This window comes from Larkinella terrae, from assembly GCF_009668025.1.
GTDB classification, from domain to species: domain Bacteria; phylum Bacteroidota; class Bacteroidia; order Cytophagales; family Spirosomataceae; genus Larkinella; species Larkinella terrae.
Window position 1 is genome coordinate 518659 of the sequence record NZ_WJXZ01000004.1, and the last position, 24491, is coordinate 543149.

19 protein-coding genes are annotated in these 24491 nt (G+C 52.7%); 14 read left to right on the forward strand and 5 right to left on the reverse strand.

Annotated features, from left to right (window positions below):
* Positions 1–22: 22 nt before the first annotated feature.
* From GJJ30_RS09335 to GJJ30_RS09350, 4 genes are all read left to right on the forward strand, one after another.
* The gene (locus tag GJJ30_RS09335) at positions 23–634 is read left to right on the forward strand and encodes a SprT-like domain-containing protein (protein ID WP_154174856.1); all 612 of its coding nucleotides are present in this window, start codon (positions 23–25) and stop codon (positions 632–634) included.
* Positions 609–4037: a type IX secretion system sortase PorU gene (gene porU, locus GJJ30_RS09340; RefSeq protein WP_229313047.1), complete on the forward strand. Its 3429-nt coding sequence runs from the start codon at positions 609–611 to the stop codon at positions 4035–4037. Before GJJ30_RS09335 ends, porU begins: the two co-directional genes overlap by 26 nt.
* 117 nt (positions 4038–4154) lie before the next feature.
* On the forward strand, positions 4155–5414 hold the full coding sequence (gene porV, locus GJJ30_RS09345) for a type IX secretion system outer membrane channel protein PorV (protein WP_154174857.1): 1260 nt from the start codon (positions 4155–4157) through the stop codon (positions 5412–5414).
* A 76-nt stretch (positions 5415–5490) separates the two neighbouring features.
* The gene (locus GJJ30_RS09350) at positions 5491–6774 is read left to right on the forward strand and encodes a M16 family metallopeptidase (RefSeq protein ID WP_154174858.1); all 1284 of its coding nucleotides are present in this window, start codon (positions 5491–5493) and stop codon (positions 6772–6774) included.
* A gap of 5 nt (positions 6775–6779) precedes the next feature.
* On the opposite strand, the gene GJJ30_RS09355 is transcribed toward GJJ30_RS09350, so the two are convergent.
* From GJJ30_RS09355 to GJJ30_RS09365, 3 genes are all read right to left on the reverse strand, one after another.
* Entirely contained in the window at positions 6780–7622 is an 843-nt protein-coding gene (locus GJJ30_RS09355) for a helix-turn-helix domain-containing protein (RefSeq protein ID WP_154174859.1), read from the reverse strand.
* Positions 7623–7724: 102 nt separating this feature from the next.
* On the reverse strand, positions 7725–8756 hold the full coding sequence (locus GJJ30_RS09360; RefSeq protein WP_154174860.1) for an SDR family NAD(P)-dependent oxidoreductase: 1032 nt from the start codon (positions 8754–8756) through the stop codon (positions 7725–7727).
* A gap of 98 nt (positions 8757–8854) precedes the next feature.
* Complete coding sequence (locus tag GJJ30_RS09365) at positions 8855–9907, reverse strand: hypothetical protein (protein ID WP_154174861.1); 1053 nt, start codon at positions 9905–9907, stop codon at positions 8855–8857.
* 84 nt (positions 9908–9991) lie between these two features.
* On the opposite strand from GJJ30_RS09365, the gene GJJ30_RS09370 reads away from it, so the two are divergent.
* Positions 9992–11761: an L-lactate permease gene (locus tag GJJ30_RS09370; RefSeq protein WP_154174862.1), complete on the forward strand. Its 1770-nt coding sequence runs from the start codon at positions 9992–9994 to the stop codon at positions 11759–11761.
* 5 nt (positions 11762–11766) lie between these two features.
* On the opposite strand, the gene GJJ30_RS09375 is transcribed toward GJJ30_RS09370, so the two are convergent.
* Positions 11767–12789, reverse strand: a complete 1023-nt coding sequence (locus GJJ30_RS09375) for an alkaline phosphatase D family protein (RefSeq protein WP_154174863.1) — start codon at positions 12787–12789, stop codon at positions 11767–11769.
* A gap of 345 nt (positions 12790–13134) precedes the next feature.
* Between GJJ30_RS09375 and GJJ30_RS09380 the strand changes: the two genes are divergently transcribed.
* Positions 13135–14376 (forward strand): MFS transporter, encoded by a 1242-nt coding sequence (locus tag GJJ30_RS09380; RefSeq protein WP_154174864.1) that lies wholly within the window; start codon positions 13135–13137, stop codon positions 14374–14376.
* Between the two features lie 105 nt (positions 14377–14481).
* On the opposite strand, the gene GJJ30_RS09385 is transcribed toward GJJ30_RS09380, so the two are convergent.
* Positions 14482–15618, reverse strand: a complete 1137-nt coding sequence (locus GJJ30_RS09385) for a redoxin family protein (protein WP_310588220.1) — start codon at positions 15616–15618, stop codon at positions 14482–14484.
* 216 nt (positions 15619–15834) lie between these two features.
* On the opposite strand from GJJ30_RS09385, the gene GJJ30_RS09390 reads away from it, so the two are divergent.
* From GJJ30_RS09390 to GJJ30_RS09425, 8 genes are all read left to right on the forward strand, one after another.
* Positions 15835–16902, forward strand: a complete 1068-nt coding sequence (locus GJJ30_RS09390) for a sensor histidine kinase (protein WP_170299152.1) — start codon at positions 15835–15837, stop codon at positions 16900–16902.
* 97 nt (positions 16903–16999) lie between these two features.
* Positions 17000–17671: a hypothetical protein gene (locus GJJ30_RS09395; RefSeq protein ID WP_154174866.1), complete on the forward strand. Its 672-nt coding sequence runs from the start codon at positions 17000–17002 to the stop codon at positions 17669–17671.
* 80 nt (positions 17672–17751) lie between these two features.
* A complete protein-coding gene (locus tag GJJ30_RS09400; RefSeq protein ID WP_154174867.1) occupies positions 17752–18276 on the forward strand; it encodes a hypothetical protein in 525 nt (174 codons plus the stop codon).
* A gap of 70 nt (positions 18277–18346) precedes the next feature.
* Positions 18347–18922 (forward strand): RNA polymerase sigma factor, encoded by a 576-nt coding sequence (locus GJJ30_RS09405; RefSeq protein WP_154174868.1) that lies wholly within the window; start codon positions 18347–18349, stop codon positions 18920–18922.
* On the forward strand, positions 18903–20213 hold the full coding sequence (locus GJJ30_RS09410) for an outer membrane beta-barrel protein (protein WP_154174869.1): 1311 nt from the start codon (positions 18903–18905) through the stop codon (positions 20211–20213). The genes GJJ30_RS09405 and GJJ30_RS09410 overlap by 20 nt, the downstream gene beginning before the upstream one ends.
* A gap of 183 nt (positions 20214–20396) precedes the next feature.
* Positions 20397–21581, forward strand: coding sequence for a DUF4856 domain-containing protein (locus GJJ30_RS09415; RefSeq protein ID WP_154174870.1), 1185 nt, complete (start codon positions 20397–20399; stop codon positions 21579–21581).
* Between the two features lie 154 nt (positions 21582–21735).
* Positions 21736–22896, forward strand: a complete 1161-nt coding sequence (locus tag GJJ30_RS09420; protein ID WP_154174871.1) for an imelysin family protein — start codon at positions 21736–21738, stop codon at positions 22894–22896.
* Complete coding sequence (locus GJJ30_RS09425; RefSeq protein WP_154174872.1) at positions 22896–24353, forward strand: HTTM domain-containing protein; 1458 nt, start codon at positions 22896–22898, stop codon at positions 24351–24353. Before GJJ30_RS09420 ends, GJJ30_RS09425 begins: the two co-directional genes overlap by 1 nt.
* Positions 24354–24491: the final 138 nt, after the last annotated feature.

Sequence of the window (24491 nt, forward strand, 5' to 3'; positions counted from 1 at the left end):
GATAGGGCTTTTTTGTTTGTGTATGGTGAGAATCGACATTCTGCGAATTTTTGAAAAACACCTCCCTGGCGATGCCGTTTCGTATTGTTACGATTTGTGGAAAACCTATCAGTTTGTGTTTATTGCGGCAACCCCCCGGCGCACCAAGCTAGGCGATTTTCGGGTCGAACGGGGAACCGATTTTACCATCACGGTTAATAATGACCTGAATCCGCACGCTTTCCTGATTACCTATCTGCACGAAGTAGCGCATTTGCTGGTCTTTCAGCGGTATCGAAGGATCGGGCGGCCGCACGGCCCGGCCTGGAAAAAGATGTTTCGGGACGTAATGCAGCCCGTGTTGCACGAAGCGGTTTTTCCGATTTCCGTATTAACTCCCCTGAAAAATTACCTCAGTAACCCTGCCGCATCGACCGGGGCGCATCCCGCGCTCACCCGCGCCCTGCGCCAACTGGATATAAAACCCGACGGACAGCAATTGCTGGTTGAAATGCCGGAGGGCGAAACATTCCGTTTTTTGCAGAAAGAATACATTCGGGGTATGAAACGACGGACCCGCGTCGTTTGTACGGAGAAGACTACAGGTTTGAAAGTGTCGATTTGGGCGCATGTTTGGGTGGAAAAAACGGAATAGCTACGGTTTTGTGATTTGGCTGACCATGATTGCATGGGGGCTGGTCGCCCGGGCGCAACCCTTACCATCGGTATTGGCGGAAGGGCCGTGGCTTAAAATCGGAATTACCAAAACGGGCGTTTATAAACTCGATGCGGCTTTTTTAACCAAAGCGGGTGTTGGCGTTTCGGCCCTCGATCCGCGCACCATCCGGCTTTTTGGTAACGGCGGGGCCGCACTGCCGCAAGCCAATAGCAAAGCCCGCGCCCGTGATCTGACCGAGAATGCGATCTGGGTGAACGGCGAAACCGATGGCCGTTTCAACGCGGGTGATGCCGTATATTTTTTTGCCGAAAGCCCGCACCCCATTGCCTACGATTCGACCGCGAAACGGTTCTCGCACCAGATCAATCCCTATACCGATACGACGTATTATTTTCTGACCTACGGCCAGAAAACCGGGAAACGCATTGCCGCTCAGCCCACCCTTCCGCAGTCGGGAACCGTCATTACCGAGTACACCGATTATGCATTTTATAAACCGACGGGCGAAATAATCAACCAGGTTCGGTCGGGACGCGAGTGGCTGGAATACCTCGGAATCGGAACGACGAAAACCGTTTCTTTCAATCTGCCGGGAATGATTTCGGATTCAACGGCTCTCGTTACGTCGGAAGTCGTCGGATACGCGCTGGTTAATACCCAGTTTCAGCTAAAATGGGGGGCACAGGCTGTTGGTACACAGGATATTGAGGCAGTGACTAATTATATATACGCCCAGAAAGGTCGCCAAAACCGCCAAACGTTCAGACTAAAACCCGCTTCGCTGGAAAGCCCCGTTCGGCTGGCGCTGTCGTACGACAAAACCGGACAAGGTTATTTGCAATCACTGGCAATCCAGGCCCGGCGCGCCCTCCGTCGGTACGACGAACCGTTCCTGTTCCGATCTCCGGAATCGGTTCGGTATCCTACGGTCCGCTACGTCATTCAGCAAGCCACCGCTACCATGCAGGTTTGGGACGTTACGAACCGCCAGACACCGGTTTTGATGCCCGTAACGGTGAATGAAAAGCAGGAGGGAAGTCTGACCGCTGCAGGAAACCGGTTGCGCGAATACCTGGTTTTTTCGCCGGAACAGGCCCTTACGCCCGAAACCGCTACAACCGTTAGCAACCAGAACCTACAAAGCAAGGCGACGCCGGACTTGCTGATCGTTACGTCGGCAAGCTGGCGAACGCAGGCCGAACGACTGGCCGATTTTCGTCGGAAAAATGACAAACTGGAGGTGCTGGTCGTGAATTCGGCGGAGGTTTTCAACGAGTTTGCCTCGGGTCAGCCCGACCCGACGGCGATCCGGGATCTGGCTCGATCATTGAATAATCAGACGCCCGGTAAACTAAAATACCTCCTGCTTTTCGGGGATGCCACGTACGACTACAAGAATTATACGAAATTACTGACCCCGGCTCAACTGGCGGCAACCCTGCCGACGTACGAAAGCCGGGAGTCGCTGCACCCGGTTTTGAGCTACGGTTCAGACGATTACTTTGGTTTTCTGGAAACCGCCGAGGGCGAATGGATCGAAGACTATTCGGGCGATCATACGCTCGACATTGGCGTGGGCCGCTTGCCCGTCAAATCAGCCGAAGAGGCCCGGCTGGTGGTCGATAAGCTGATCCGGTATGCAGCAATCGGGAAATTGCCGGGCGACTGGCAGACGAAAATCTCATTCGTTGCCGACGACGGCGATGAGGATTTTCCCAATATTCACCAAACCGATGCCGACCGGCTGGCTCAGAAAATATCGACTTTACAACCCCAGTTTCGGATCGAAAAGTTGTATCTGGATAGTTTCGCGCAGGAATCAAGCCCCGGCGGGCAGAAAGCTCCGGCGGTGAATCGGGCCATTACGAAGGCGCTGAACGACGGCCGGTTGATCGTCAACTACACCGGCCACGGCGGGGAGTCGGGCTGGGCGGAAGAGCAGGTCGTTACCTTGCAGGATATTCTGGGCTGGACCAATCAGCGGTTGCCGATCTTTGTGACGGCTACCTGCCAGTTTGGCCGGTACGACGATCCGGCGCAGACTTCGGGGGCTGAACTGGCGTTGTTGAATCCGCAGGGGGGGAGCGTTGCCCTGCTGACGACGGCCCGGCCGGTTTATTCCAGCACGAATTACCTCCTGAACAACGCTTTTTACGATGCGCTGGCTCAAAACACTGCTCAGAGTGTTCCCCGATTGGGCGAGTTGATCCGGCTTACTAAAAATGGTAGCCTCAGCGGGAACCTGAACCGCAACTTTACGCTGCTGGGCGATCCGTCCATGCAATTAGCCTATCCGTCCGCCAAAGCCGCCCTGACCCGCATCAATGGAAAAAACATCGGCCCGAAAGCGGATACGTTACAGGCGCTCGAAACCGTCCGGTTGGAAGGCGAAATTCAGCAGGGAGAACGACTGATGAGTCAATTTAACGGAACGGTAAAAGTAACGCTGTTTGATAAAGCTGATACGTTAGTCACCAATGGAACGGAATTTAGTCCGCCGATGCGCTACGCCGAATACCGTAGTCCGTTGTATACGGGCCAGGTCCGGGTGCAGAACGGCAAGTTCGTTTGCCAGTTTGTGATGCCCAAAGATCTGGATTACCGCATGGGGTTGGGGAAAGTATTTTTGTACGCCATTCAGTCGGATAGTTTGACAGAAGCCGCCGGAAGTTACGATAATTTATTAATCGGTAACAGTGTGCCCAATTCGGGCACTGACACGAAACCGCCCACAATCCGGCTGTACATCAATGACACCACTTTCGTGGATGGCGGCACCATTGTCGGGCCAGGTGCAAGCCTGATTGCGAAGCTAAGTGACGAAAATGGCATTAATATTGCCCGTAACGGTATTGGTCACGAACTGACGCTCCAGTTAAACAACGAGCCGCCGGTGGTGGTGAATGATTATTTTATGGCTGAACTCGACGACTTCCGGAGGGGGACGGTTCGGTACGACTGGAAAAATTTAGCACCGGGTGCGTATATAGTGAAGGTAAAAGCCTGGGATGTTTACAATAATCCATCCGAAACAACGTTGAAATTTGTAGTTTCCGAACAACCGGCTCTGGCAATTGGGTCGGTTAGTGTGATACCCAACCCATTTCAGGAACAGACAACCTTCGGGATTCAGCATAACCGCCCGGGCGACGAGTTAGAAACAACGCTTCTGATCGCGGATGTGAGTGGCCGGACTGTCAACGAACGAGTCTATCAGTGTTCTAACTGCAATACCTCAATTACCGGGCTAAGCTGGAACGGAACCATGTCTGGCGGAGCAGCGGTGATTCGCGGTTTGTATGTCTACCGAATCCTTTTGCGTTCAAAGTCGGATGGCTCGGTGGCAATGCATTCAGGCAAGTTGCTCTACGTTAGGTAGTTATAAAAATATATTCCTGGTCATCTTTTATATTCAATCGTAATAATCGTACATTTGGCGTTCTTACCAGTGGTTACCCAACGAACGCGCTAATTCGTGAGTTAATTAACCTCTTCTATGACACGTACCTTATCGTCAATTTGTTTACTTGGTTGCCTGACACTTCCTTTCTTTTCAAACGCCCAGGGTGCTGGTGCGGCTTTGACGGGACAAGATACGGTTGCGTACCGGATTCCCCAGATGGCTTTGCCGTTCCTCAATTTTACGCCCGACGCCCGCAGCGCTGGGTTGGGTGATGCGGGTGCTGCACTGAGTGCTGACGCAAATGCCGTTTTCTGGAATCCGGCCAAACTGGTTTTTGCCCCAAAAGATCAGGGAGTCGCTTTGTCCTATACCCCCTGGCTGCGGAGTATTGGCGTAGATGATATGTATTTTACCTTCCTGTCGGGATACAAAAAAGTAAGCCGGAACGATGTAATCGGTCTGTCGCTGATGTATTTCGATCTGGGGACCATCGACTTCACGACGATTCTGGGTCAGCCCGCCGGTTCGTTCAATTCCAAAGAATATGCCGTTACGGCTTCCTATTCCCGCCGGTTATTTCAGAATTTCTCGATGGGGGTTAACCTGCGGTATATCAACTCAAACCTGTCAGGAAACTACTCCGTCAACGGTGTCTCGCTGAAACCCGCTTCAACGGCGGCTTTCGACATCAGTGCGTTTTACCAGAATGAGGTTCGCGACGACATTACCGGCAAAGGGTTCAAATGGTCGTTTGGCGGGATTATCTCAAATATTGGTGGTAAAGTTACGTACGGAACAACGTCGCCCGCGCCCATTCCGACCAACCTGAAATTAGGTACGGCCCTGACGCTGTATCCCGATAAGTTTAACAAGTTCAATTTTGTTCTCGACCTGAATAAATTGATGGTTCCGACTCCGCCGGTTTATAAAACCGTCAACGGTGTGGTTCAATATCAAAACGGTGCTCCGGTTATTTCTCAGGGAAAAGACCCGAACCGGCCGACACTGAGCTCGATTTTTGGTTCGTTCTCCGACGCGCCCGGCGGTTTTTCGGAAGAGGTGAAGGAAATCAACATTGCAACGGGTATCGAATACTGGTATAACGAGCAATTTGCGGCCCGCGTCGGTTATTACCACGAACCCCGCGTGAAGGGTGGCCGGCAATACTTTACCACCGGTATCGGTATTCGTCTCCAGCAGAAATACGGAATTGACTTTGCGTACCTGATTCCGGTTACGCAGGGAAGTCCGCTGGCGCAAACCTTCCGGATTTCGCTGATTATCGACATCGACAAAAAAGCCAAGTCGGCCGAATCGGATGACTCCGACGACCGGGGAAATCTGGAAGAATAAAAAGACATCGATTTTAACGTGACAATGGCACCCTTCGGGCGTGCCATTATTTTTTTAGCGCTTCAGTATCTGCACAATGGAATTAGTAAACCGAACGGAGGCACCCGAATATAAACGAATTGAAGAAGTAAAAGTACCAGCCATAGCGACGCTGACGATGGACAACCGCCAGCCGCTCTACTGGATCAATGCGGGGCAGCAGCCCGTCATTCGGCTGGAAATTATTTTTGAAGCCGGGGCCTGGTATGAACCCCTGCCGGGCTTATCGACGCTGGCGATGAAAATGCTGACGGAAGGAACCCGGCAGAAGACCTCAGCCCAGATCAGCGAATATTTTGATCGCTACGGGGCCTTTCTGGAACAGCAAAGCGGTACCAACCGGGCCAGCCTGACGGTTTACGGTTTAACCAAACACCTGCCGTCGATCCTGCCGATGATTCAGGAAATGCTGCTGGATTCGGTCATTCCGGAACGGGAACTCAATCACCAGAAAAATATTACCCTGCAAACTCTGCGGGTCAATCTCGAGAAAAATAACTTCGTGGCCAGCCGGTTGATCCGGGAGAAAATTTTCGGTAAAAACCACCCCTACGGCCATAATCAGAGCCCCGAAACCCTGGAAGCCATTCAGCGCGATGGCGTTGAAACATACTATCGGCAACGTATCCGGCAGAAACCGTTCCGCGTGGTGGTGGCGGGGCAAATTACGGAAACCGAAATTGCGTTGATCAATCAGTATCTGGGCCACCAGGTGGTTGAAGTGCCCGTTTCGGACAACGGCGCCGACAAAACCGTCAACAGCGATTCGTCAGCGGTCTTGCTGGAAAAAGAAGACAGTCTGCAGTCGTCGATCCGGCTGGGGCGGTTATTATTTACCCGAAATCATCCGGATTATTTTCCGACGCTGGTCCTGAATGAAGTGCTGGGCGGTTATTTCGGGTCCCGGCTGATGAAGAATATTCGGGAGGAAAAAGGATTTACGTACGGCATCTGGTCGAACCTGGCGATGCACCCGAATGAAGGAACATTGTTGATGGGCACCGACGTGAAAAGGGAAAATACGCAGGAAACCCTCGACGAAATCTGGAAGGAAATCCGGCGGCTGCGCGACGAACCGGTGCCGGAATCAGAACTGGAAACCGTCCGAAACTACATGGCGGGTTCGTACGTCGGCAATCTGAACACGCCGTTTGAAATAGCCGACCGTTACAAGACGGTTTTGTTCGAAGGTTTGCCCGCCGATTACATCAACACTTACATTGAGCGGATGCGCGCCGTGACGGCGGAACAGGTGCAGGCAATGGCCAACCGGTATTTGTCCGACGGATCGCTGATTGAAGTGGTTGTGGGTGGTAAGTAACACCTTTACGGTTCCTGCTGGCTGGCAGATCCCGGCGCATAGCCAAAACGCTTTTTAAAGGCGTGTCCAAAATGGGAGAGGTTTTCAAAGCCAACTTCCAGATAAACATCCGAAGGCCGTCGCTTTTTTTCCTTTATTTGGTAATGGGCCAGTTCCAGTCGTTTGTTGGTCAGCCATTTCTGCGGGGTTGTCTGGAAGGTCTTTTTAAAATCACGCTTAAACGTCGTCAGGCTGCGGCCCGTCAGGTACCCGAATTTATCCATTGGCATGTTGAACTGATAATGCTGTTCCATAAAATCGGCCAGATTGATTTTGCCCGGCTCGTTAAAATTGGCCAGCACGGGATCAATACTGGCATCGATGGACCGCAGAATCGTAATCGCTTCTTCAATTTTCAGCGAAACAATGCCTTCTGATAACGCTTCTTTCAGTTCAAAATAGGGAATCAGGGAGGCAAGGCAACTTTTTAGCAGGGGATGCCTGCCAAACGTGCGAAAAACCGGTGCCGGGTCGGGCTGGATGTCGACCCGGTTTTTGGCATAAAAGTCGGTTAGCCGCTGGGGTGTCAGGTGCATAACCGCCGACTGGTGCGGCAGGCCATCTTTGGGATAATTGATCACCGTGACCAGTTGATTCCGGGGAAACAGCAGGGTGTCTCCGGCGCCAAACCAATGCGTTTGGTCGCCCTGCACAATCTTGGTTTCGCCCGAAATGATCCAGACCAGTAAATGCTGTTCAAAAAGAACGTCGGCCTTATAAAATTTATCATCGAAGCGCGACAGCTTCAGGTCAGGATGGATGTATTGCGTATGATGCCCCACGTTTTTACCGGCTAACTGATAAAACAAAATCGGACTAAAATTCCCGGCCAGCCTTCCACCGGAAAAGCGTTAGAAGCCCGGCTTCTAACGCTCGATCAGGCGGTTTTCATGTCCCGGCCGGAATCCGGTTTAACTGGCGGCAAATGAAACAGCGGTCAGCTCCTCGCTGAACGTCCACAAGCGTTTTGCATTGTCCGCAGCGACCGAATACGGTTGGACACCGCGAAGGCTGGACGGATCATCGTACTGGTGGTTGATCATCCCCCGATCCAGTTCAGCCACGTCCGCATTTTCGCAGTAAACGCCCCCCAGATTCGCGAGTTGCGGGCTCGTGGCGCACCAAACCGTCGTGGCAGCCCCCTGGGGAATGGTCTTTAATTTTTGGGCCACTTCCGGGAAAAGATTCCCGTCGGCATCGTGGGTGCCCATTTGTTTAAATAACTCGATGGGAGCCACGCGCCCCAGGTCCGTGCCGATGACCGAACCGGGGTGGAGCGAAAAGGCGCGCACACCCACCTCTTTGCCGCGATGATCGAGCTCTACCGCGAACAGGTTGTTGGCAGTTTTGGATTGGCCGTAGCCGAGCAGGGTTTCGTACGGGCGGTTTTCAAAATTAGGGTCCTCAAAATCAAACGGGGCCATCTGGTGACCGTACGAAGACACATTGACCACGCGGGCGCCCTCCGCTTTTTTCAGGGCGGGCCAAAGCCGTGCCGTGAGCTGGAAGTGCCCCAGATGATTGGTCGCTAACTGCGATTCATACCCCCGTGCGTCCCGCTGGAGCGGCACCCACATAATGCCCGCATTGTTGATTAACAAATGAAGCGGTTTTTCCGTCAGCAGGAATTTCCGGGCAAAGGCATCGATCGAAGCCGGATTCATCAAATCCATTTCTTCGATGGTTACATTCGGAATACCTGCCAGATTTCGGGCCGCCTTGCTCCGGTCGCGGGCGGGCACAAGGACGCTGGCTCCGGCCCGGCTGAATGTTTTGACGGTTTCTAATCCGATACCGGCATAACCACCGGTCACGATGGCGGTTTTTCCGCTCAGGTCGATTCCCCGGATAACGTCATCGGTGGTTGAAGTGGCGGTAAAGCCGGAATTCAGGGGCCGTTGGAGAACCCCGTTGTAATTGTCTACTGTGGTTACCTGTTCCATGATCTGATTGCTGAATGGGTTGGAACAAAGGTAGGGCGGGGACTAACGGAGGGTTTTGTTTTAAAGGCCGATTTTAGTGGTTTTAAAGACCATTTCCATTACCGGCAGGTATACTCGAAATCCACAACTTCATACTTTCCGGGACTACCGCTCACGGTATTGTACCGGCGGCTTGGGCGTCCTGAACTGTCAAACGTATAGGTATACTGGTAAACTATTGTTGTTGGCGTCGGGCCTCCGTTGGCGACGGCGTAATTCAGGTACGTTTCCTTGACGGGCAGATTCCGGCTTTTTTTGCCTTTGTGCGGTGCCACGTTGGGCAGATTCGCTCGGTTGAGGTCATATTCATAGACGACAACGCCGTAGAGCGCGTTATTCAATAAATCCCGGGTTTCCTTGCGGACGACATTGCCGTTTTCAATCGTGTAGGTAATCCGGTACGAATCCGACACTTCTTCGGTTGCCAGGCCGTCTGCGTTGTATTTGGCGCTCACTAATAATCCCCTGTCATTGAGCGGGAAGGTGACTTCGCTGACCACACCGGTAGCGTTTTTGGTTTTCACCGTCAACAGGTTGGGGCTATATTCATACGTTTCGGAGCCATTGTAATCACTGAATCCGTACGCGCTGTAAACATCTTCGACAGGCCGGTTTTGCTGGTCGAAGGTGTAAGCGATTCGGCTTGACTCCCCGATCTTTAGCGACTGGCCGTCAATCACAACGGTTTCTTCCCGGACTTTGGCCAAAAGAGGATCGGTTGTTTTATTGATGATCCGGAAGTTTGCCAGCGAGCATGCGGTATTTTCCTGCGCGGGGAAGTGGGGCGTGCACGCGTCCAGGCAGAGCGAAAGGAGGACCAGCCGAAAGGCCACAGGTGTAGAGAAGTTCATGGTGAACCGGATTAAGGTATGTATTTGATAGGTAAGGTTTAAGGCAAGACTCGAATCGGGCCGGAACGGTTGGAAAGCTTCGTCCCGGTGCTCGTCATTCCCCGACCGGTTTTCGGCAGGAAACTTAAAACCGCCCTGAACGGATAAATCGCATTCAGGCAGCGAAAACCGCCGTGGGGAAGAGTGGACGCAACTGCCGAAAAGGTAGATAAACCGGTTATCCCGACTAAACCGGTAGCGCAGAATAGTAAATAGTTTCAAATTTCGCTTTATGGATAGGTCAGGCTGTTAGCTGTTAACGAATTGCGCTAAATTTATACTGAACCCCTTAACGCCTTCCTATTTATGAAATGGACACAGGTTATTGACCCGTTTAATAATATTGCGTTGTCCGTGTTGGTCGCGGCAGTGCCCATCATTTTCATTTTCTGGGCGCTGATCATTCGAAAAATGAAAGGCTATCAGGCCAGTTTAATTGCCACCGTTATTGCAGCGCTGATTGCCATTTTGATTTACGGAATGCCGGTGAAACTGGCGGTTTTGTCGTTCGCCCACGGCGCTCTATACGGCTTGTTTCCGATTTGCTGGCTGGTCATCATGGCCGTATTTCTCTTCAACTTAACCGTCAAAAGCGGGCAGTTCGAGATCATCAAGCACTTTATGGCTTCCATCACGTCCGACCGGCGGTTGCAGGCTCTGCTGATCGCGTTCTCGTTCGGTTCTTTTCTGGAAGGCACGGCCGGTTTTGGCGCTCCGGTTGCCATCACGGCCGCGATGCTGGTTGGGCTGGGGTTTAATCCGCTGTATGCCTCGGGCATCTGCCTGATTGCCAACACGGCTCCGGTGGCGTTTGGCTCTATCGGTATTCCCATCACGGTGGCTTCGCAGGTGTCCGGCATTCCCGAATTACCGATCTCGCAAATGGTGGGCCGGACGCTTCCGCTGCTGTCGATTATCCTGCCTTTTTACCTAGTCACGATCATTGCCGGTTTCAGGAAAGCTCGGGAAATTATGCCGGCGGTGCTGGTTTCGGGCGTTTCGTTTGCCTTTTTGCAGTGGTTTTCGTCCAATTACTTAGGCCCTTCCCTGCCCGACGTAATCGCCGGGCTGGGCTCTATCATCTGCCTGATGGTTTTTCTGCGGTTCTGGAAACCGAAAACCGTCTGGCGGTTTGTGAACGAACCCGCCCCGACGTTCAATACCGACGTGAGCTATACCGGCGGGCAAATGCTGCGGGCCTGGTCGCCATTTCTGGTACTAACCATCATGGTCATCGCCTGGGGGATACAACCAATCAAGGACGTGCTCAACACCGTGGGAATGATTCAGTTCGAAGTGCCCGGCCTGCACAACGCCATTCAGGGCGAAGGCGGAAATCCGCTGCCCAAGGTGTTCAAATTCAATTATTTATCAGCCGCCGGAACGGCCATTCTCATTGCCAATATGGTCGTAATTCCCCTGATCGGCCTGACCTACGCCGAGGGCGTAAAGGTTTTTACAAGTACGCTGAACCAGTTAAAATTTCCGGTGCTGACCATTGCCGCCGTATTGGGATTTGCGTACATCGTTAACGATTCCGGCATTACGCTCACCCTGGCGGATGCGCTGGCCAACACGGGCGCTTTGTTTCCTTTTTTTGCCCCCGTGCTGGGCTGGCTGGGCGTTTTCATCACGGGTTCCGATACATCAGCGAATGCCTTGTTTAGTAAACTGCAATACGCTACAGCTCAGTCGATTGGCGTCGATCCGGTGGTGACGGTAGCCGCCAACGTGTCGGGGGGCGTGGTCGGTAAAATGATCTCTCCGCAATCCATTGCGGTAGCGGCCGCGGCTGGCGATCTGGTCGGAAAAGAATCCCAGTTATTTCGCTTCACGGTCAAGCACAGTTTCATCATGCTGGCGGTAATCTGTTGCATTACGCTGGCGCAGGCCTACATTTTTAAAGGCGTGATTCCGGTTTATGAAATGCTCAGCAACCAGAAAACCGTTGTTCTGCCCGACTTGTCAACGGGCTATACGTATCTTCTGATTCTGGCCATTGTCTTGATCGCGCTGGCGTCGCTGATTCGGATTATTTCGAATAAAAAAGCGCAGAAACCGACGCTGGTAAACTGAAAATCTTAAAACGCAACTTCCTGCGTCAGGTACGTGGCCCAATTGTCGCCGTTGATCCGGACCGTGGCCGTCAGCGGTTTTTTGTCCCAGTTGATGGTGATCAGGCTGTAATTCAGGTCGAAAACCATCTTGCCAACCCGGTAGGAATTCGGTTGTTCATACGGTTTGGAGGTGTGTGTCAGGCCGCTGCTGGTGATGTCGTACAAATCGTAACCCAAGCCCGCAAGGCTGATTTTGGAGACTTCGGCAATGTGCCGGTCGCCACTGATCAGCATCGCGCCCTTCGGTTTGGTTTTGCTCAGCAAATCGAAAAACCGCTGGCGCGCAGTCGGGAAATTGCCCCATTTCTCAGAAGTGTGTTCGTTGGCGAGAAACTGAATGCCGCAACCGATGATGTGCACATCGGCATCAGAGTTGGTTAGTTGATTTTCAAGCCATTGCCATTGCGTTTCACCCAGAATGTCGCCGGAAGGGTCGGGCGTATTGGTTTTGTTGACTTTCTTCAGCGGGTCCCGAAAATACCGCCCATCGAGCAGAATGACCTTCACACGCTGCCCTTTCGGTCCGTAGACGTGCGACGAGTAAGCGCCTTCCTGTTGCCGCAGCGGGCTGTTGTTGGGCACGTCCAGAAAATCGAGCATCAACTGCTGACTTTCCTTCCGGCGCGGGTATTCTTTTCCGCCGTCGTTGACGCCATAATCGTGGTCATCCCAAACGCCGATGATCTGGGTCGATTGCCGCAATTGGGCGTAAACCGGGTTGGCTTTCTGCCGGTCGTACTTGGCTTTGAGCGTGTCCATCACTTCCGAATCGCCGTAAATATTGTCGCCGAGCCAGATCCAGACCTGCGGTTTTTGGGCCACGATATCGTCCCAGAGCGGTTGGGGCCGTTTCTGGTCGCTGCACGAACCGAAGGCAATAGTGGTGACCGGTTTTTGGCTGGACGAAGCGGTTTTTTCGGTTTTCGGCGTACGGCATCCTGCCAGAATCGCGCAGCTGATCAGACTGAAGATAAAAAGGTTTTTCATGAAGCGTCAGGGTTATTGATGCAGCAAATGTAAAAAAGCAAACCCATTTCTGAGCCAGCTTTATGATTTGTTAATGTCCAAAGATCGTCGCTTTATTCAATTTAGGAATAATCTAATTCGTGGAAAAAAACGCGAAACTTCCATTCATCCCTGAAAAATAAACCGAAATTCGGCTTTTCTTGATTTCTGTCAATGACTTCGTTGCCGGCACTTAAACCAAACGCCCTCGTTTTTTATACGACGGGTTGTCGCCTGGTTTGCCGGTTTTTACGCAAGCGGCTGAGTCGCTAAAATGATGTCTATTAATTCGCTATTTTGAGCAGATTTTCACTACCAGCCCTTCACATGAATTACCGTTCCCGGGTTCTCTCGTTTTTATTTGCGCTTTCCGCCATTACCTACATCGACCGCACCTGCATTTCGCTGGTTGCATCGGACATCAAAAAAGACCTTCAGATTGGCAACGATCAATGGGGCTGGATTCTGAGCGCTTTCGCCCTTTCCTACGCCCTGTTCGAATTGCCGACGGGCGCGCTGGGCGACCGGCTGGGCCCCCGGCGCGTGCTGACGCGGGTCGTTGGCTGGTGGTCGGTGTTTACGGCACTGACCGGCACGGCGGCAAGCTGGCTTTATCTGGTGGTGGTGCGGTTTTTGTTCGGCGCGGGCGAGGCCGGGGCGTATCCCAACGCGTCCATTGTCGTTTCGCGCTGGTTTCCCAAGCAGGAAACGGGCCGCGCGCAGGCTTACATCTGGGCGGCCGGGCGCGTGGGCGGAATGCTGGCGCCCTGGCTGGTGGTGCCGGTGGCCACGCAGTTTGGCTGGCGAGTGTCGTTCTACGCCATGGGCCTGCTTGGCGTAGTCTGGGCCGTGTGCTGGTACGTCTGGTTCCGTGATTTTCCGAATGAAAAACCGGGAATTTCTGAGCAGGAACGCGAATACATTGAAGAAAACCGCCGGTTTCGGATTGCGAGCCACCACATTCCGTGGGGGGCGGTTTTGCGGAGTCCGAATATGTGGGCGATTATGCTGATGTTCCATTTTTACATGTATGGCGCGTATTTCTTTACGGGCTGGCTACCAACCTACCTCCGTGAAGGTCGTCATTTCGGGAAAGAGGAAATGCAGCTGTTTGCCACGCTTCCGTTTTTTCTGGGCGCTATCGGCTGCTTTACGGGCGGTTACCTGAGCGACGGGTTGTCAAAAAAATACGGCCTGAAAACCGGTCGGCGCGTCGTCGGGATCGTGGGTCTGGGCCTGTCGTCGGCTATGATTCTGCTCTCGGCCCTGACGAAAGACAACCAGACGGCGGCTATCTTTTTGTCGATGGGCATGGGGTTTAAAGACCTGACGCTGCCGGTTTCGTTTGCGGTTTGCAACGATGTAGGACGCAGTCAGTCGGGCGTGGTGTCGGGTGCAATGAACACCGTGGGACAGTTGGGAGCGGTTTTTCTGGGCGTTTTGTTCGGCTATATCGTTAATGTTACCGGCGATTTCAACCTGCCGCTGTTCCTGATCGCGTTTCTGCTCTTGTGCAGTTGCCTGCTCTGGCTCCGCATCGACCCCACGGAAGAAGTGATACTGGTCTAAACCCTGTCAGCGGCCCTAAGGCTCTGACAGCGGTTGAGATCAGTAAAAAAACCGGGAAACGTTAAAGTCCGGAAAGCCAGGAACATACTATTACAATCCCTTTTCTCAATAATACCGCCCGATCATCCGGTTTTCGACGATTTTCTTTTTCATTTCCTGCGGATCAATCGGCCCCTGCTTGCTGTAGACGATCTTGCCACCCGGTTCCACCAGAATCGTGTAGGGGAGCGCGCCCTGCCAGTTGGGGTCGATGGCTTCGATCAGCGCATAGTTGTCTTCCGAACTGAACAGGTAATTTTTGTTGGAAGCTTCCTTCTTTTTCAGAAATTCGAGGGCTTTGGCTTTCTTGTCGGGTTTGTCGGCCGAAACCGTTATGAACTCAAAATCGCGCTCGCGGTACATCCGGTCGATGGTGATGAATTCGGGAAATTCCTGCACGCAGGGTCCGCACCAGGTGGCCCAGACGTTGATCAGCCGCAGTTTATCGGAATCGTTCCTGATCAGACTTTTCAACCCGGCGACGTCCACATCCTCAATGGAAACCGGTCTTTTGGCCCATTCGGCCTGCTGTTTTTTAATATAATCGCTCTTTTCAATCCATTTAACCGAACAGCCGAACGTCTTGGTGGTCGGCATCGGCACTTTTTCGCCCGCCAAAACCGCATCCAGGGCTGTCCGCGCATCTTCGGCGTTGCCCGTGCCCGGTTTTTCTTTGGCGTCGAACCGCCCGGCGTATTGCAGCTTGCGGTCTTTGTCGAAGATAAACACGTGGGGCGTCGCCACCGGGCCGTATTTCAGGGCCGTCGTCTGGGTGTCGCCGTCGTAGAGGTACGGAAAATTATAGCTCTTCGATTTGGCGCGTAGTTTCATTTCGGCAAAGGTGTCGCTCATGTCGGTGTAACCCAATTCGGCCAGACTTACCGTGGCCGGGCTGTTGGGCGAAATGACGACAAAATTCACCTTCTTCGGTTTGTAATCCTTCACCAGTTGAATCAGGCGGTCTTCGTAGGCTTGGGCGGTTGGGCAATGGTTGCAGCTGAACACAATGACCAGCGCGGGCGAACCGGCGAAATTCTTCAGGCTGTACTGTTTGCCATCGACGCCGGGCAGCGAAAAATCCGGCGCGGCAGCCCCGATTTCCAGCGTTTTGTGATCGGCTTTGGGCATGAAAGCCAGCGTGCCGACCAACAGGAGCAGTCCGGTAATTCGCTGCATCTTGCTGGTTAAGGTCTTGGTTATCATAGGAGTAGATTGGTAAGTGTAGGAATACTTTAATTCTACATGAAAATAATTAAATATCGCGGGATTGGGAAAATCCAGCCCGTTTTCTTACGGTTTGGCCGCCAAAAATGCGGATTCAACCGACTCTTTTTTGAAACCGGCAGCGGGTACGCTACTTTTAATGAGCGGTTTACACGTCATCAACTGACCCCTTCGGAATCGAACCGATACGAATCCATGATCAAATTGAGTACAAACCAGGCGGTAAACGGAAACGAGTCCATCAACGACAAGTGGCTGCAGATCATCGGGCTGCCACTGGCGGTTTTGCCGTTCGTTTTCTTTTACCTGCACGAGTACGGGTACCACTGGAGCCTGTTTGCCCAAACCTTTATCTGGGGGCTGGCCTCGACGGGCATTACCTGGCAACTGCTCCGCTGGTGGGTCATCCGGGTGCGACGGCAATTTGGCGAACGGGCGGAGTTCCGGCAGCGGGTTGTGAAGACGTTTTTGGGCTATTTTGTATTCACGATCCTGATGCAGCCCGGCGAAACCTGGTTTGTGAGCCACATGGATTTTACCGGTTTGATCGCTCCGGCGGAATTTCCACGGGTGTACCTCATTCATATCGGCATGGCGTTGCTGTTTGCGTTTCTGGTTGGCGGTATTTACGAAAGTATGTATTACCTCCAGAAAAATCGGGAAGCGATCCGGGAAGCCGAAGCGCTCAAAAAAGCGACGTTGCAAAGTCAGTACGACAGCCTGAAAAATCAGGTAAATCCGCATTTTCTGTTCAATTCGCTGAATTCGCTGTCGTCGCTGATTACCGAGGACAAGAAGCAGGCCGGGGCGTTTCTGGACGAACTGGCGAGTGTCTACCGGTATTTGCTGCAGGAAGGTGAGCGGGAACTGACGTCGCTGCGGAGCGAAGTGACCTTTATCCGGTCGTATATTTTTCTGATTGAGACGCGGTTCAGTTCGGCGATTTCATTTGACATTCAGGTCGATGACCGGTTTCTGGATGATCTGATGCCCCCGCTAACGCTGCAGACGCTGGTTGAAAACGCCATCCGGTACAACGTCATTTTGCCCGAAAAACCGCTACGGCTGACCATTCAGACGCTCGAAAATGGCCGGTTGCTGGTTTCCAATCCGATTCAACTGAAACCGTTGCGCGTCACGGCCATCCCGATCGGTTTGGGAACCCTGACCGACCGCTTCCGCCGACTCGGATTGCCCGCGCTGGAAATCAACGACAATGGCGAAGAATTTCGGGTGACGGTCCCGCTGTTGCGGAAAGGTTAGTCAGTTTACGGTTTTTTGTTTACGCCGGACCACCATAGCGACGGCCCGGCGTAAACAGAAAACCGTAAACCAAATACTTTATTTAAAACAAACACAAATGAACACCTTGAAAATCAGTTTATTCGCGGCTCTCTTGAGCCCTGCTATTTCATTTGCCCAATATGCGCCACTGGGCGCAATTACAACCTGGACGGACGGGTATGTCGTGACGACCGAAAACGATACCATCCGCGGGAAAGTCCGGGTGAGTTCGATGGTCAATGATGCGCCAGCCAGCGTGGTGGTGCGGACCGAGGGCGACAAAAAAATAACCTTGAAAGGAGAGAAGCTCCGAACGGTTTCCCAGAACATTCCTAACTTTGCGTATGCCACCGGCGCTATTCCCCGCGAACGCGAAACCGTGGTTTTTGAACGCGTTCCCAATCCCCGCAAAGACGGAAAAACCGCCCTGCTCGAACGGCTGAGCCAGCCCGGAAAAATTACGCTGTATTTCGACGCCAACGGCTGGAAAAAGCATTCGGAATACACGTTCGGGCAATTCACGATTGGCACCAATCCCCGCGACCTCAGCTTTGTGGTGGTGAAAGACCTGACCAGCGCCCGCATCGTGAAAAAGAGCACCATCGACGACGAACACGAAGCTCTTTTTGGCGATTGCCCGGCTTTTGTCCGGCAGTTTCCGGCCGCCACCCGCCGGGACTGGAACCGCTTTGGCGAGATCGTGGAAGCCTACAACCAGACCTGCGTCGTGGGCGGTACGGTGAACTGAAAAAGTTTTTCGAAAAAACCGGGACGAGTTGTAGCGTTCGGTGAACGGGTTACGTCATGGGTATAAAAACAAATACATCCATGAAAATGCAATTCATCGTATCCAGCCTCCTGAATTATCGAAAAATTACCGCCGTCCTGAGTTTCGTTGCCTTGCTGGCGCTCGGTGCCTGTAACCAGAACTCGGGCAATGAGCCGGCGCCGTCGGACAAAGGATTGACCCGCATTGTGCAAAGCCAGGAAGAATTCGACCGGGCTATGAACGCGCGGACCAAAGCGACCGGGCCACAATTCACGATCGAGAACGTTACCCGTGATGGCAACATCCTGACGGTCAAAGTCAAAGGCGGTTGCTCGGCCGAATCGTTCAAAGCGGTTTGGAACGGCGTCGAGATCATGATTTATCCGCCGACCATCCACATTGCGCTGACGCACGAAGCGGGCGAGGTGACCGGTTGCCCGACCGATCTGGAGCACACCATCAAAATTGATATTACGAAAGTGGTGGGCGAAGGCGATCATTCCAATACAACCTTTGTGGTCTACAACGGGTCGAAGGTGCAGGACACCACGCTGAACCCGGACGGCAGCGTTTCCAACCGATAAGCTAACATTCATGCGTGGAACGGTGAGCCGCATGCGGTTCGCCGTTCTTTTTTATTGCCCCCGCTGGTGAATGGCCCCAGATTGTACTCCGTTTGAACGACAGCTCATTGAAGGATGCCGCCAGGGCAGCCCGCAATACCAGGAGATGTTTTACAAGCATTTCTACGGGTTTACCATGGCCATTGCGTTGCGGTATCATCCGGCCCGGCAGGAAGCGGGCAGCGTGGTCAACGACAGTTTCATGAAGGTTTTTGCGCGCATCGATCGGTATGCATTCGAGGAAACCTTCAAAGGCTGGCTGCGCCGGATTGTGGTCAATACCGCCCTCGATCACTACCGGAAACACGTCAAACACACCCAGACCGTCGAGTACGATCAGGCTGATAGCCAGTCTGTTGAGGTCGAAAATGCCGTCATCAGCCAGTTGACGGCGGAGGATATTCTGACGTTGCTGCAACACCTCCCTGATCAGTACCGCATGGTTTTTAACCTCTACGAAATCGAAGGCTATTCGCACGAAGAAATTGCCGGACAGCTCAACTTGTCCGTCAGTTCGTCGCGGGTTTACCTGGTTCGGGCGAAAGAAAAGCTGGCCCGTTTGGTAAAAAGTTATTTCCCGAATCACAATGAAAGATTCTATTCATAAACGGCTGACCGACCACATTCGAAAAACCGTGGGGCGCTATGAAGTGCCCTACGAACCCGGCTCGTGGGAAGAATTTCAGCGATTGCAGCGCCGACGCCGACAGCCGCCGGTGGTCTGGTTCCGGTATGCGCTGGCGGCCTGTTTACTGCTGGGCGTATTGGGCGTACCGCTCTGGCTCTACACGAAAAAGTCGGAGGAAACCCGGCTGGCGGTTCATGGATCGAAAACCGGGGTTTCGGACCCAAAAACGATGCTTCCGTCCGTTGAAAACCGGCAACGGACCGGAGCGGTTTTGCCTGAACCTTCCACCCCTAAATCCCCTGAAGGGGACTTTCTGGATCTGGATGACTCAGCGTCCAAGTCCCCTTCAGGGGATTTAGGGGTTATTGGGCAAAACCGCCCCAAAACCGCTAACTCATCAATCAAAAACCGCTTTGATCCGCCAAAACCGTCATTTGACGATTTTCGCCGGAACGACATTTCTACCCACCCGCACGCTGAATCCATCATTCAAACCGCTTCTTTTGCGCTGATCAGTCCACGCGCGATTCGGTTTTCATTACGGCCTGCGCGCGCCCTGAGCCTTCCGTTGTCCATCTGGCAAACCGGACCGGCAGTTGCGAAAACGGAACCGGCCAAAACCGGTTCGAAGCCCGTTTGGGGGGTTAGTCTGGCTCCGCAGTCGGTGTATGCCGCCGGGAGCTCGCCAACGATGACGGTGGGAGGGGGAGTATTTTCCGAAATCCCGATCATCAAACGGTTTAGTCTGTCGACCGGTCTGGCAATGGCGCAGCAAAAGTTCGGAACAAAGGAATCCGGGCAGATTGTAATGACGACCAACATCCCCCATCTGGTTTCGACCGGTATTCGACTTACCTCCATCGATCTGCCGCTCAATATCCGGTTTCGGCCTAAAAAGATGTCTGGTATGGGTTTTTATGCCGAAGCGGGCCTGTCATCCATCGCATTTCTGAACGAGCAATATGCCTACACGTATGAACAGACGAAAGCGGAGACGATTTTCGTGATGGGAAGCAATGGGCAGGAACAACCCGTCACGCAATATCGTACGTTGCAGCAAACGACAAACCAATCAGAACCGGCTTTTCAGAAAATTTACTGGGGCCGGATCATTAACCTGTCGATTGGCGTCGAGCGTCGGCTGGGAACGCAGTTTCGGCTTTCGGCCGAACCGTACGTCAAATACCCCATCGGGCCCTTCACCCGCGAGAGCCTGATGCTGGGTTCCGGTGGCGTCAGCCTGCGGCTCGGATTTCAGGCCGGTCGCTGATGCAGGACGCAATTGATGCATTTTGGGCAGTGTAATTGGATTAATCCTAAATTTGGATTCAATTCTAACAATTTGACAGATAGGATGTTATGACTTTATTTAAAAACATTCTTACTAATAATTTTATAATCAGTCTAAATAGTATTTACATTTACGGCTGGAAAACCTTTTTGTCAACCTGTTATGTTCAAATCTCATTTAGTTTCCAGAATTCTTCCTGTTGTTGTATTGGCCGCCAGCCTGATCGCCTGTAACAAGGACGATGATGACAACACCATTACCCCGCCCGACAATCTGCGCACGGCGATCGACTATTCCAAACTGACGGATACAACGACTTACGCCAGCTATTTTGCGGACATCAATAAAGTGAAAACCGTTGATATGACGCCTGCCAGCACCCAGTTGCTGATGTTCAGAGCGATCAATACCTACAACGGAACCGCCGTTGGAACGGGCGCGACACTGGATTCGACGGTTTTGAAAAATATGTTTGCCAATACCGGCAACGCCTTTACCGATGCGGCTTTAAACTCATCAGGCGTCAACCTGCGGTCAATCTTTGCATCGTCGCTGCCGACTGCGGAGGCCGAAAAAGAGCGCAAAACCCTGGAATCGGCTTTTGCAGCCATGGCCCTCACCAGCAAAGCGGTTTCTCAGACGGCGGCAGAAGGCAAAGCGGGCAAACTCACGACCGGAACCAGCAACTACCTGGTCGATGCGAAAGGAATTGAATGGGCGCAGATCATCCAGAAATCGATGATTGGCGGTTTGCAGGTCGATTACATCAGCAACGTGCTGCTGAGCGACAAAAACCTGGCGCTGGACAATTCGAAAGTGGTTTCGGGTAAAAGTTATACGGCGCTCGAGCACAACTGGGATCAGATTTACGGCCTGTTGACAGCCAACCCGGTGTACGGCGCGAAAGCAACCGCGACTTCCTCCGGCGAAAGCTTTCTGGGTTCATACCTCTGGGAGTACAATAAAGAAGATTTTCCGAAAATCCACATGGCGTTGCTGAAAGGACGTGCAGCCATCGTGAACAACGACCCGACGACGCTGAAGGCGCAGGTGGCCATTATCCGTCCCGCGCTGGAAAAGGCGATTGCCGGTGCGGCATTGGGTTACCTGGGCAAATGGAAAACGAACGCAACGAACGACGCGGCCCGCGCCCACGCCATGGGGGAAGGCTTGGGTTTCATTTATTCGCTGCGCTACGGCAAAGTAAACGGCGGGGATGCGACCTTCTCCGACACCATTCTGGCCGGTCTGGTCGGTACAGCTCCGAACGGTTTCTGGGGCCTGACCAACGCCAAAATTGACGCGGCCGATGCGGCAATTCGTGCCAAATTCAAGATTGCTAACTAGTATTCAACTTCGCTATTCGTTATTCAATATTCGCTATTCAGTATTTAATTAATAGCGAATATTGAATAACGAAGTTAAAAACCGTACTACTATACTCATTTTTAGAGTCTTACCGAGCGACTTGCCCACATCGCTCGGTTGCTTTTTTTAACTTATGGTACATTTTAGCTGGAAAACCGTCGCGTTTCTTGCCGCATTCATGGCGCTTATCTGGGCCTGTTCAACCAGTAAGGATACGCCCGACCCAACGCCCGGTCCGGATCCCAATCCGTCCAATACCGGTACTGACCGCAAGGTGTTGCTGACGAATATCGCCGATAATATTATACTGCCGAGCTACGCCAACTTCAAAACCAAGTTTGACCTGATGCTGGCTAAATCGGACGCGTTTGCGGCCAAACCCGATCAGGCTTCCCTGACAGCTTTCCGGCAGGCCTGGGTCGATGCGTACACCGAATGGCAGAAAGTGGAACTGTTCGACGTGGGTCCGGCGGAATCGAAAACGCTGCGGTATTTTTTCAACATTTATCCAGCTAATGTCACCGGAATTGAGGAAAACATCGTTGCTGGCAACGCGTCGCTGGAACTGCCCGCTTCGTATCCGAAACAGGGTTTTCCGGCGCTGGATTACCTGATCAACGGCCTGGCAGCTACCGACGACGCCATTCTGCTAAAATACACCACGGCGGCCGATGCGGCCAAACGACTGGCGTATGTAAAGCAGATCATGACCCAGATGAACACGATGTTCACCGCCGTTCAGACCGAGTGGACTGCTACCTACCGCGACAAGTTTATCAACGCCACCGGCATCGACGTCAGCGGTTCATTGTCGAAATTAGTCAATGGGTATGTGCTTAATTATGAGCGGTATATTCGTTCGGGTAAGTTCGGAATTCCGTCGGGCGCGATGGTGAACGGCGTGCCCTCGCCCGAAAAAGTGGAGGCCTTCTACAAAAAAGATATTTCCCTGATTCTTGCCAAAACCGCCCACCAGGCTTCCATCGATTTCTTCAACGGCAAAGACGTGAAGACGGGCAAAGAAGGACCCGGTTTCAAAACGTACCTCACCGCCCTGGGCGCCAAAGACAGCCAGAGCGGCAAGTTGCTGGTGGAGGTGATCAACGCGCAGTTTGATGCATCAAATGCAAAACTGGGCACGCTGAAACCCAACCTCTACGACGAAGTCAAGACCAATAACGCTGCGATGGTAGCGGTTTACACCGAAATGCAAAAAGCCGTTCGGATGCTGAAAGTGGACATGACATCGGCGATGAGCATCACGATTACCTACGCGGATAATGACGGTGACTGATGGGTCGGTATTGGCGGACATACACTTCGGCGGCTCCGCTGGCGGTGTTCAGGATTGCCTTTGGCGTGATGATCTTGGGCAGTATCGTCCGTTTCTGGGCGAAAGGCTGGATTGACGAATTATACATCAAACCCACGTTTTTTTTTCCGTATTACGGGTTTGAGTTCGTAAAACCAGTTGGCGACTACACGTACCTGCTGTTTGCCGTTTGCGGTTTGAGCGCCTTGCTGGTCGCGCTGGGCTGGTTCTACCGCCTTGCGTCCGTTCTGCTCTTTCTGAGTTTTACGTACATCGAACTGATGGACAAAAGCACCTACCTGAACCACTATTATTTTGTGAGTCTGGTGGCGTTTCTTCTCATTTTTCTGCCCGCAAACGGCTATTTTTCAGTGGATGCGTACCGAAACCGGAGCGGTTTTTACGAACAGATTCCCCGCTGGACGATCGACAGCCTGCGCCTGCTGATGGGTATTGTTTACCTCTACGCCGGGCTGGCCAAACTGAATTCCGACTGGCTGCTCGAAGCGCTCCCGCTCCGGATCTGGCTGCCGGGCCGCAACGATTTGCCCGGAATCGGGTTTCTGTTCAATTACCGGGAAACCGCCTTTGCTTTCAGTTGGCTGGGCGCACTCTACGACCTGAGCATTCCGTTTCTGCTCCTCAACCGGTTTACGCGACCGTTTGCCTACGCTGCGGTGGTGGTTTTCCACGTACTGACGGCGGTTTTGTTTCCGATCGGCATGTTTCCGTACATCATGATCGTCGCGGCTCTGGTCTTTTTCCCCGCCGGGTTTCACCAGCGACTGCTGGCCCTGCTCGGTGGTTTGCTCAGGCTTCCGGCCACTGCACTTAGGTTAGCCCCCCACCCCCTGAAGGGGGCTGAACGGATCGGAGTCAGTAAGCCCCCTTCAGGGGGTGGGGGGCTTTATTCGACAGAACAAGCCACAAACTCTGGGATTCCCCTGGTGAAAACGCTGATTTACAGCCCTGCGCAATCTCGCTTTTTGTTATCACTTTTCATCATCTTTTTCATCATACAAATCATAGTCCCCTTTCGGTACACGCTGTACCCCAACGAGTTATTCTGGTCGGAAGAGGGCTACCGGTTTTCGTGGCGGGTGATGCTGATGGAAAAAATGGGGAACGTGCAGTTCAAGGTGGTGGACGAAACCGGGCAGCAGATGATGGTGAACAATGAAGATCACCTCACCAAATTGCAGGAAAAAATGATGGCGACGCAACCGGATATGCTGGTGCAGTTTGCGCATCATTTGCGGGATTATTACACGCAACACGGTTTCCGAAACCCGAAAGTTTTTGCCGATACCTACGTCAGCCTGAACGGCCGTCTGGGAAAACCGTACATCGACCCGACGGTGAATCTGGCGCAGGAAACCGACTCGTTTAGGCCTAAAAAGTGGATTTTACCCTTTGGAGATGAAATTAAAGGTTTATAATTCAATTACCCTTAAAATCGTTTGCGACCGCGCTTTTTCCCCTAAATTCCCTACAGGGGACTTTCTAAAGCCGGATGTGGTCGCGCTCAAGTCCCCTGTAGGGAATTTAGAGGCTTTTTACATTTGCTGTTTTCTGTT

Coding starts and splice junctions, on each gene's coding strand:
- GJJ30_RS09370 (WP_154174862.1), top strand. CDS start 9,992: ATGAAATGGACACAGGTTATTGACCCGTTTAATAATATTGCGTTGTCC.
- GJJ30_RS09385 (WP_310588220.1), bottom strand. CDS start 15,618: ATGATAACCAAGACCTTAACCAGCAAGATGCAGCGAATTACCGGACTG.
- GJJ30_RS09425 (WP_154174872.1), top strand. CDS start 22,896: ATGGGTCGGTATTGGCGGACATACACTTCGGCGGCTCCGCTGGCGGTG.
- GJJ30_RS09350 (WP_154174858.1), top strand. CDS start 5,491: ATGGAATTAGTAAACCGAACGGAGGCACCCGAATATAAACGAATTGAA.
- GJJ30_RS09390 (WP_170299152.1), top strand. CDS start 15,835: ATGATCAAATTGAGTACAAACCAGGCGGTAAACGGAAACGAGTCCATC.
- GJJ30_RS09375 (WP_154174863.1), bottom strand. CDS start 12,789: ATGAAAAACCTTTTTATCTTCAGTCTGATCAGCTGCGCGATTCTGGCA.
- GJJ30_RS09335 (WP_154174856.1), top strand. CDS start 23: ATGGTGAGAATCGACATTCTGCGAATTTTTGAAAAACACCTCCCTGGC.
- porU (WP_229313047.1), top strand. CDS start 609: ATGTTTGGGTGGAAAAAACGGAATAGCTACGGTTTTGTGATTTGGCTG.
- porV (WP_154174857.1), top strand. CDS start 4,155: ATGACACGTACCTTATCGTCAATTTGTTTACTTGGTTGCCTGACACTT.
- GJJ30_RS09420 (WP_154174871.1), top strand. CDS start 21,736: ATGGTACATTTTAGCTGGAAAACCGTCGCGTTTCTTGCCGCATTCATG.
- GJJ30_RS09395 (WP_154174866.1), top strand. CDS start 17,000: ATGAACACCTTGAAAATCAGTTTATTCGCGGCTCTCTTGAGCCCTGCT.
- GJJ30_RS09405 (WP_154174868.1), top strand. CDS start 18,347: ATGGCCCCAGATTGTACTCCGTTTGAACGACAGCTCATTGAAGGATGC.
- GJJ30_RS09400 (WP_154174867.1), top strand. CDS start 17,752: ATGAAAATGCAATTCATCGTATCCAGCCTCCTGAATTATCGAAAAATT.
- GJJ30_RS09380 (WP_154174864.1), top strand. CDS start 13,135: ATGAATTACCGTTCCCGGGTTCTCTCGTTTTTATTTGCGCTTTCCGCC.
- GJJ30_RS09360 (WP_154174860.1), bottom strand. CDS start 8,756: ATGGAACAGGTAACCACAGTAGACAATTACAACGGGGTTCTCCAACGG.
- GJJ30_RS09410 (WP_154174869.1), top strand. CDS start 18,903: ATGAAAGATTCTATTCATAAACGGCTGACCGACCACATTCGAAAAACC.
- GJJ30_RS09415 (WP_154174870.1), top strand. CDS start 20,397: ATGTTCAAATCTCATTTAGTTTCCAGAATTCTTCCTGTTGTTGTATTG.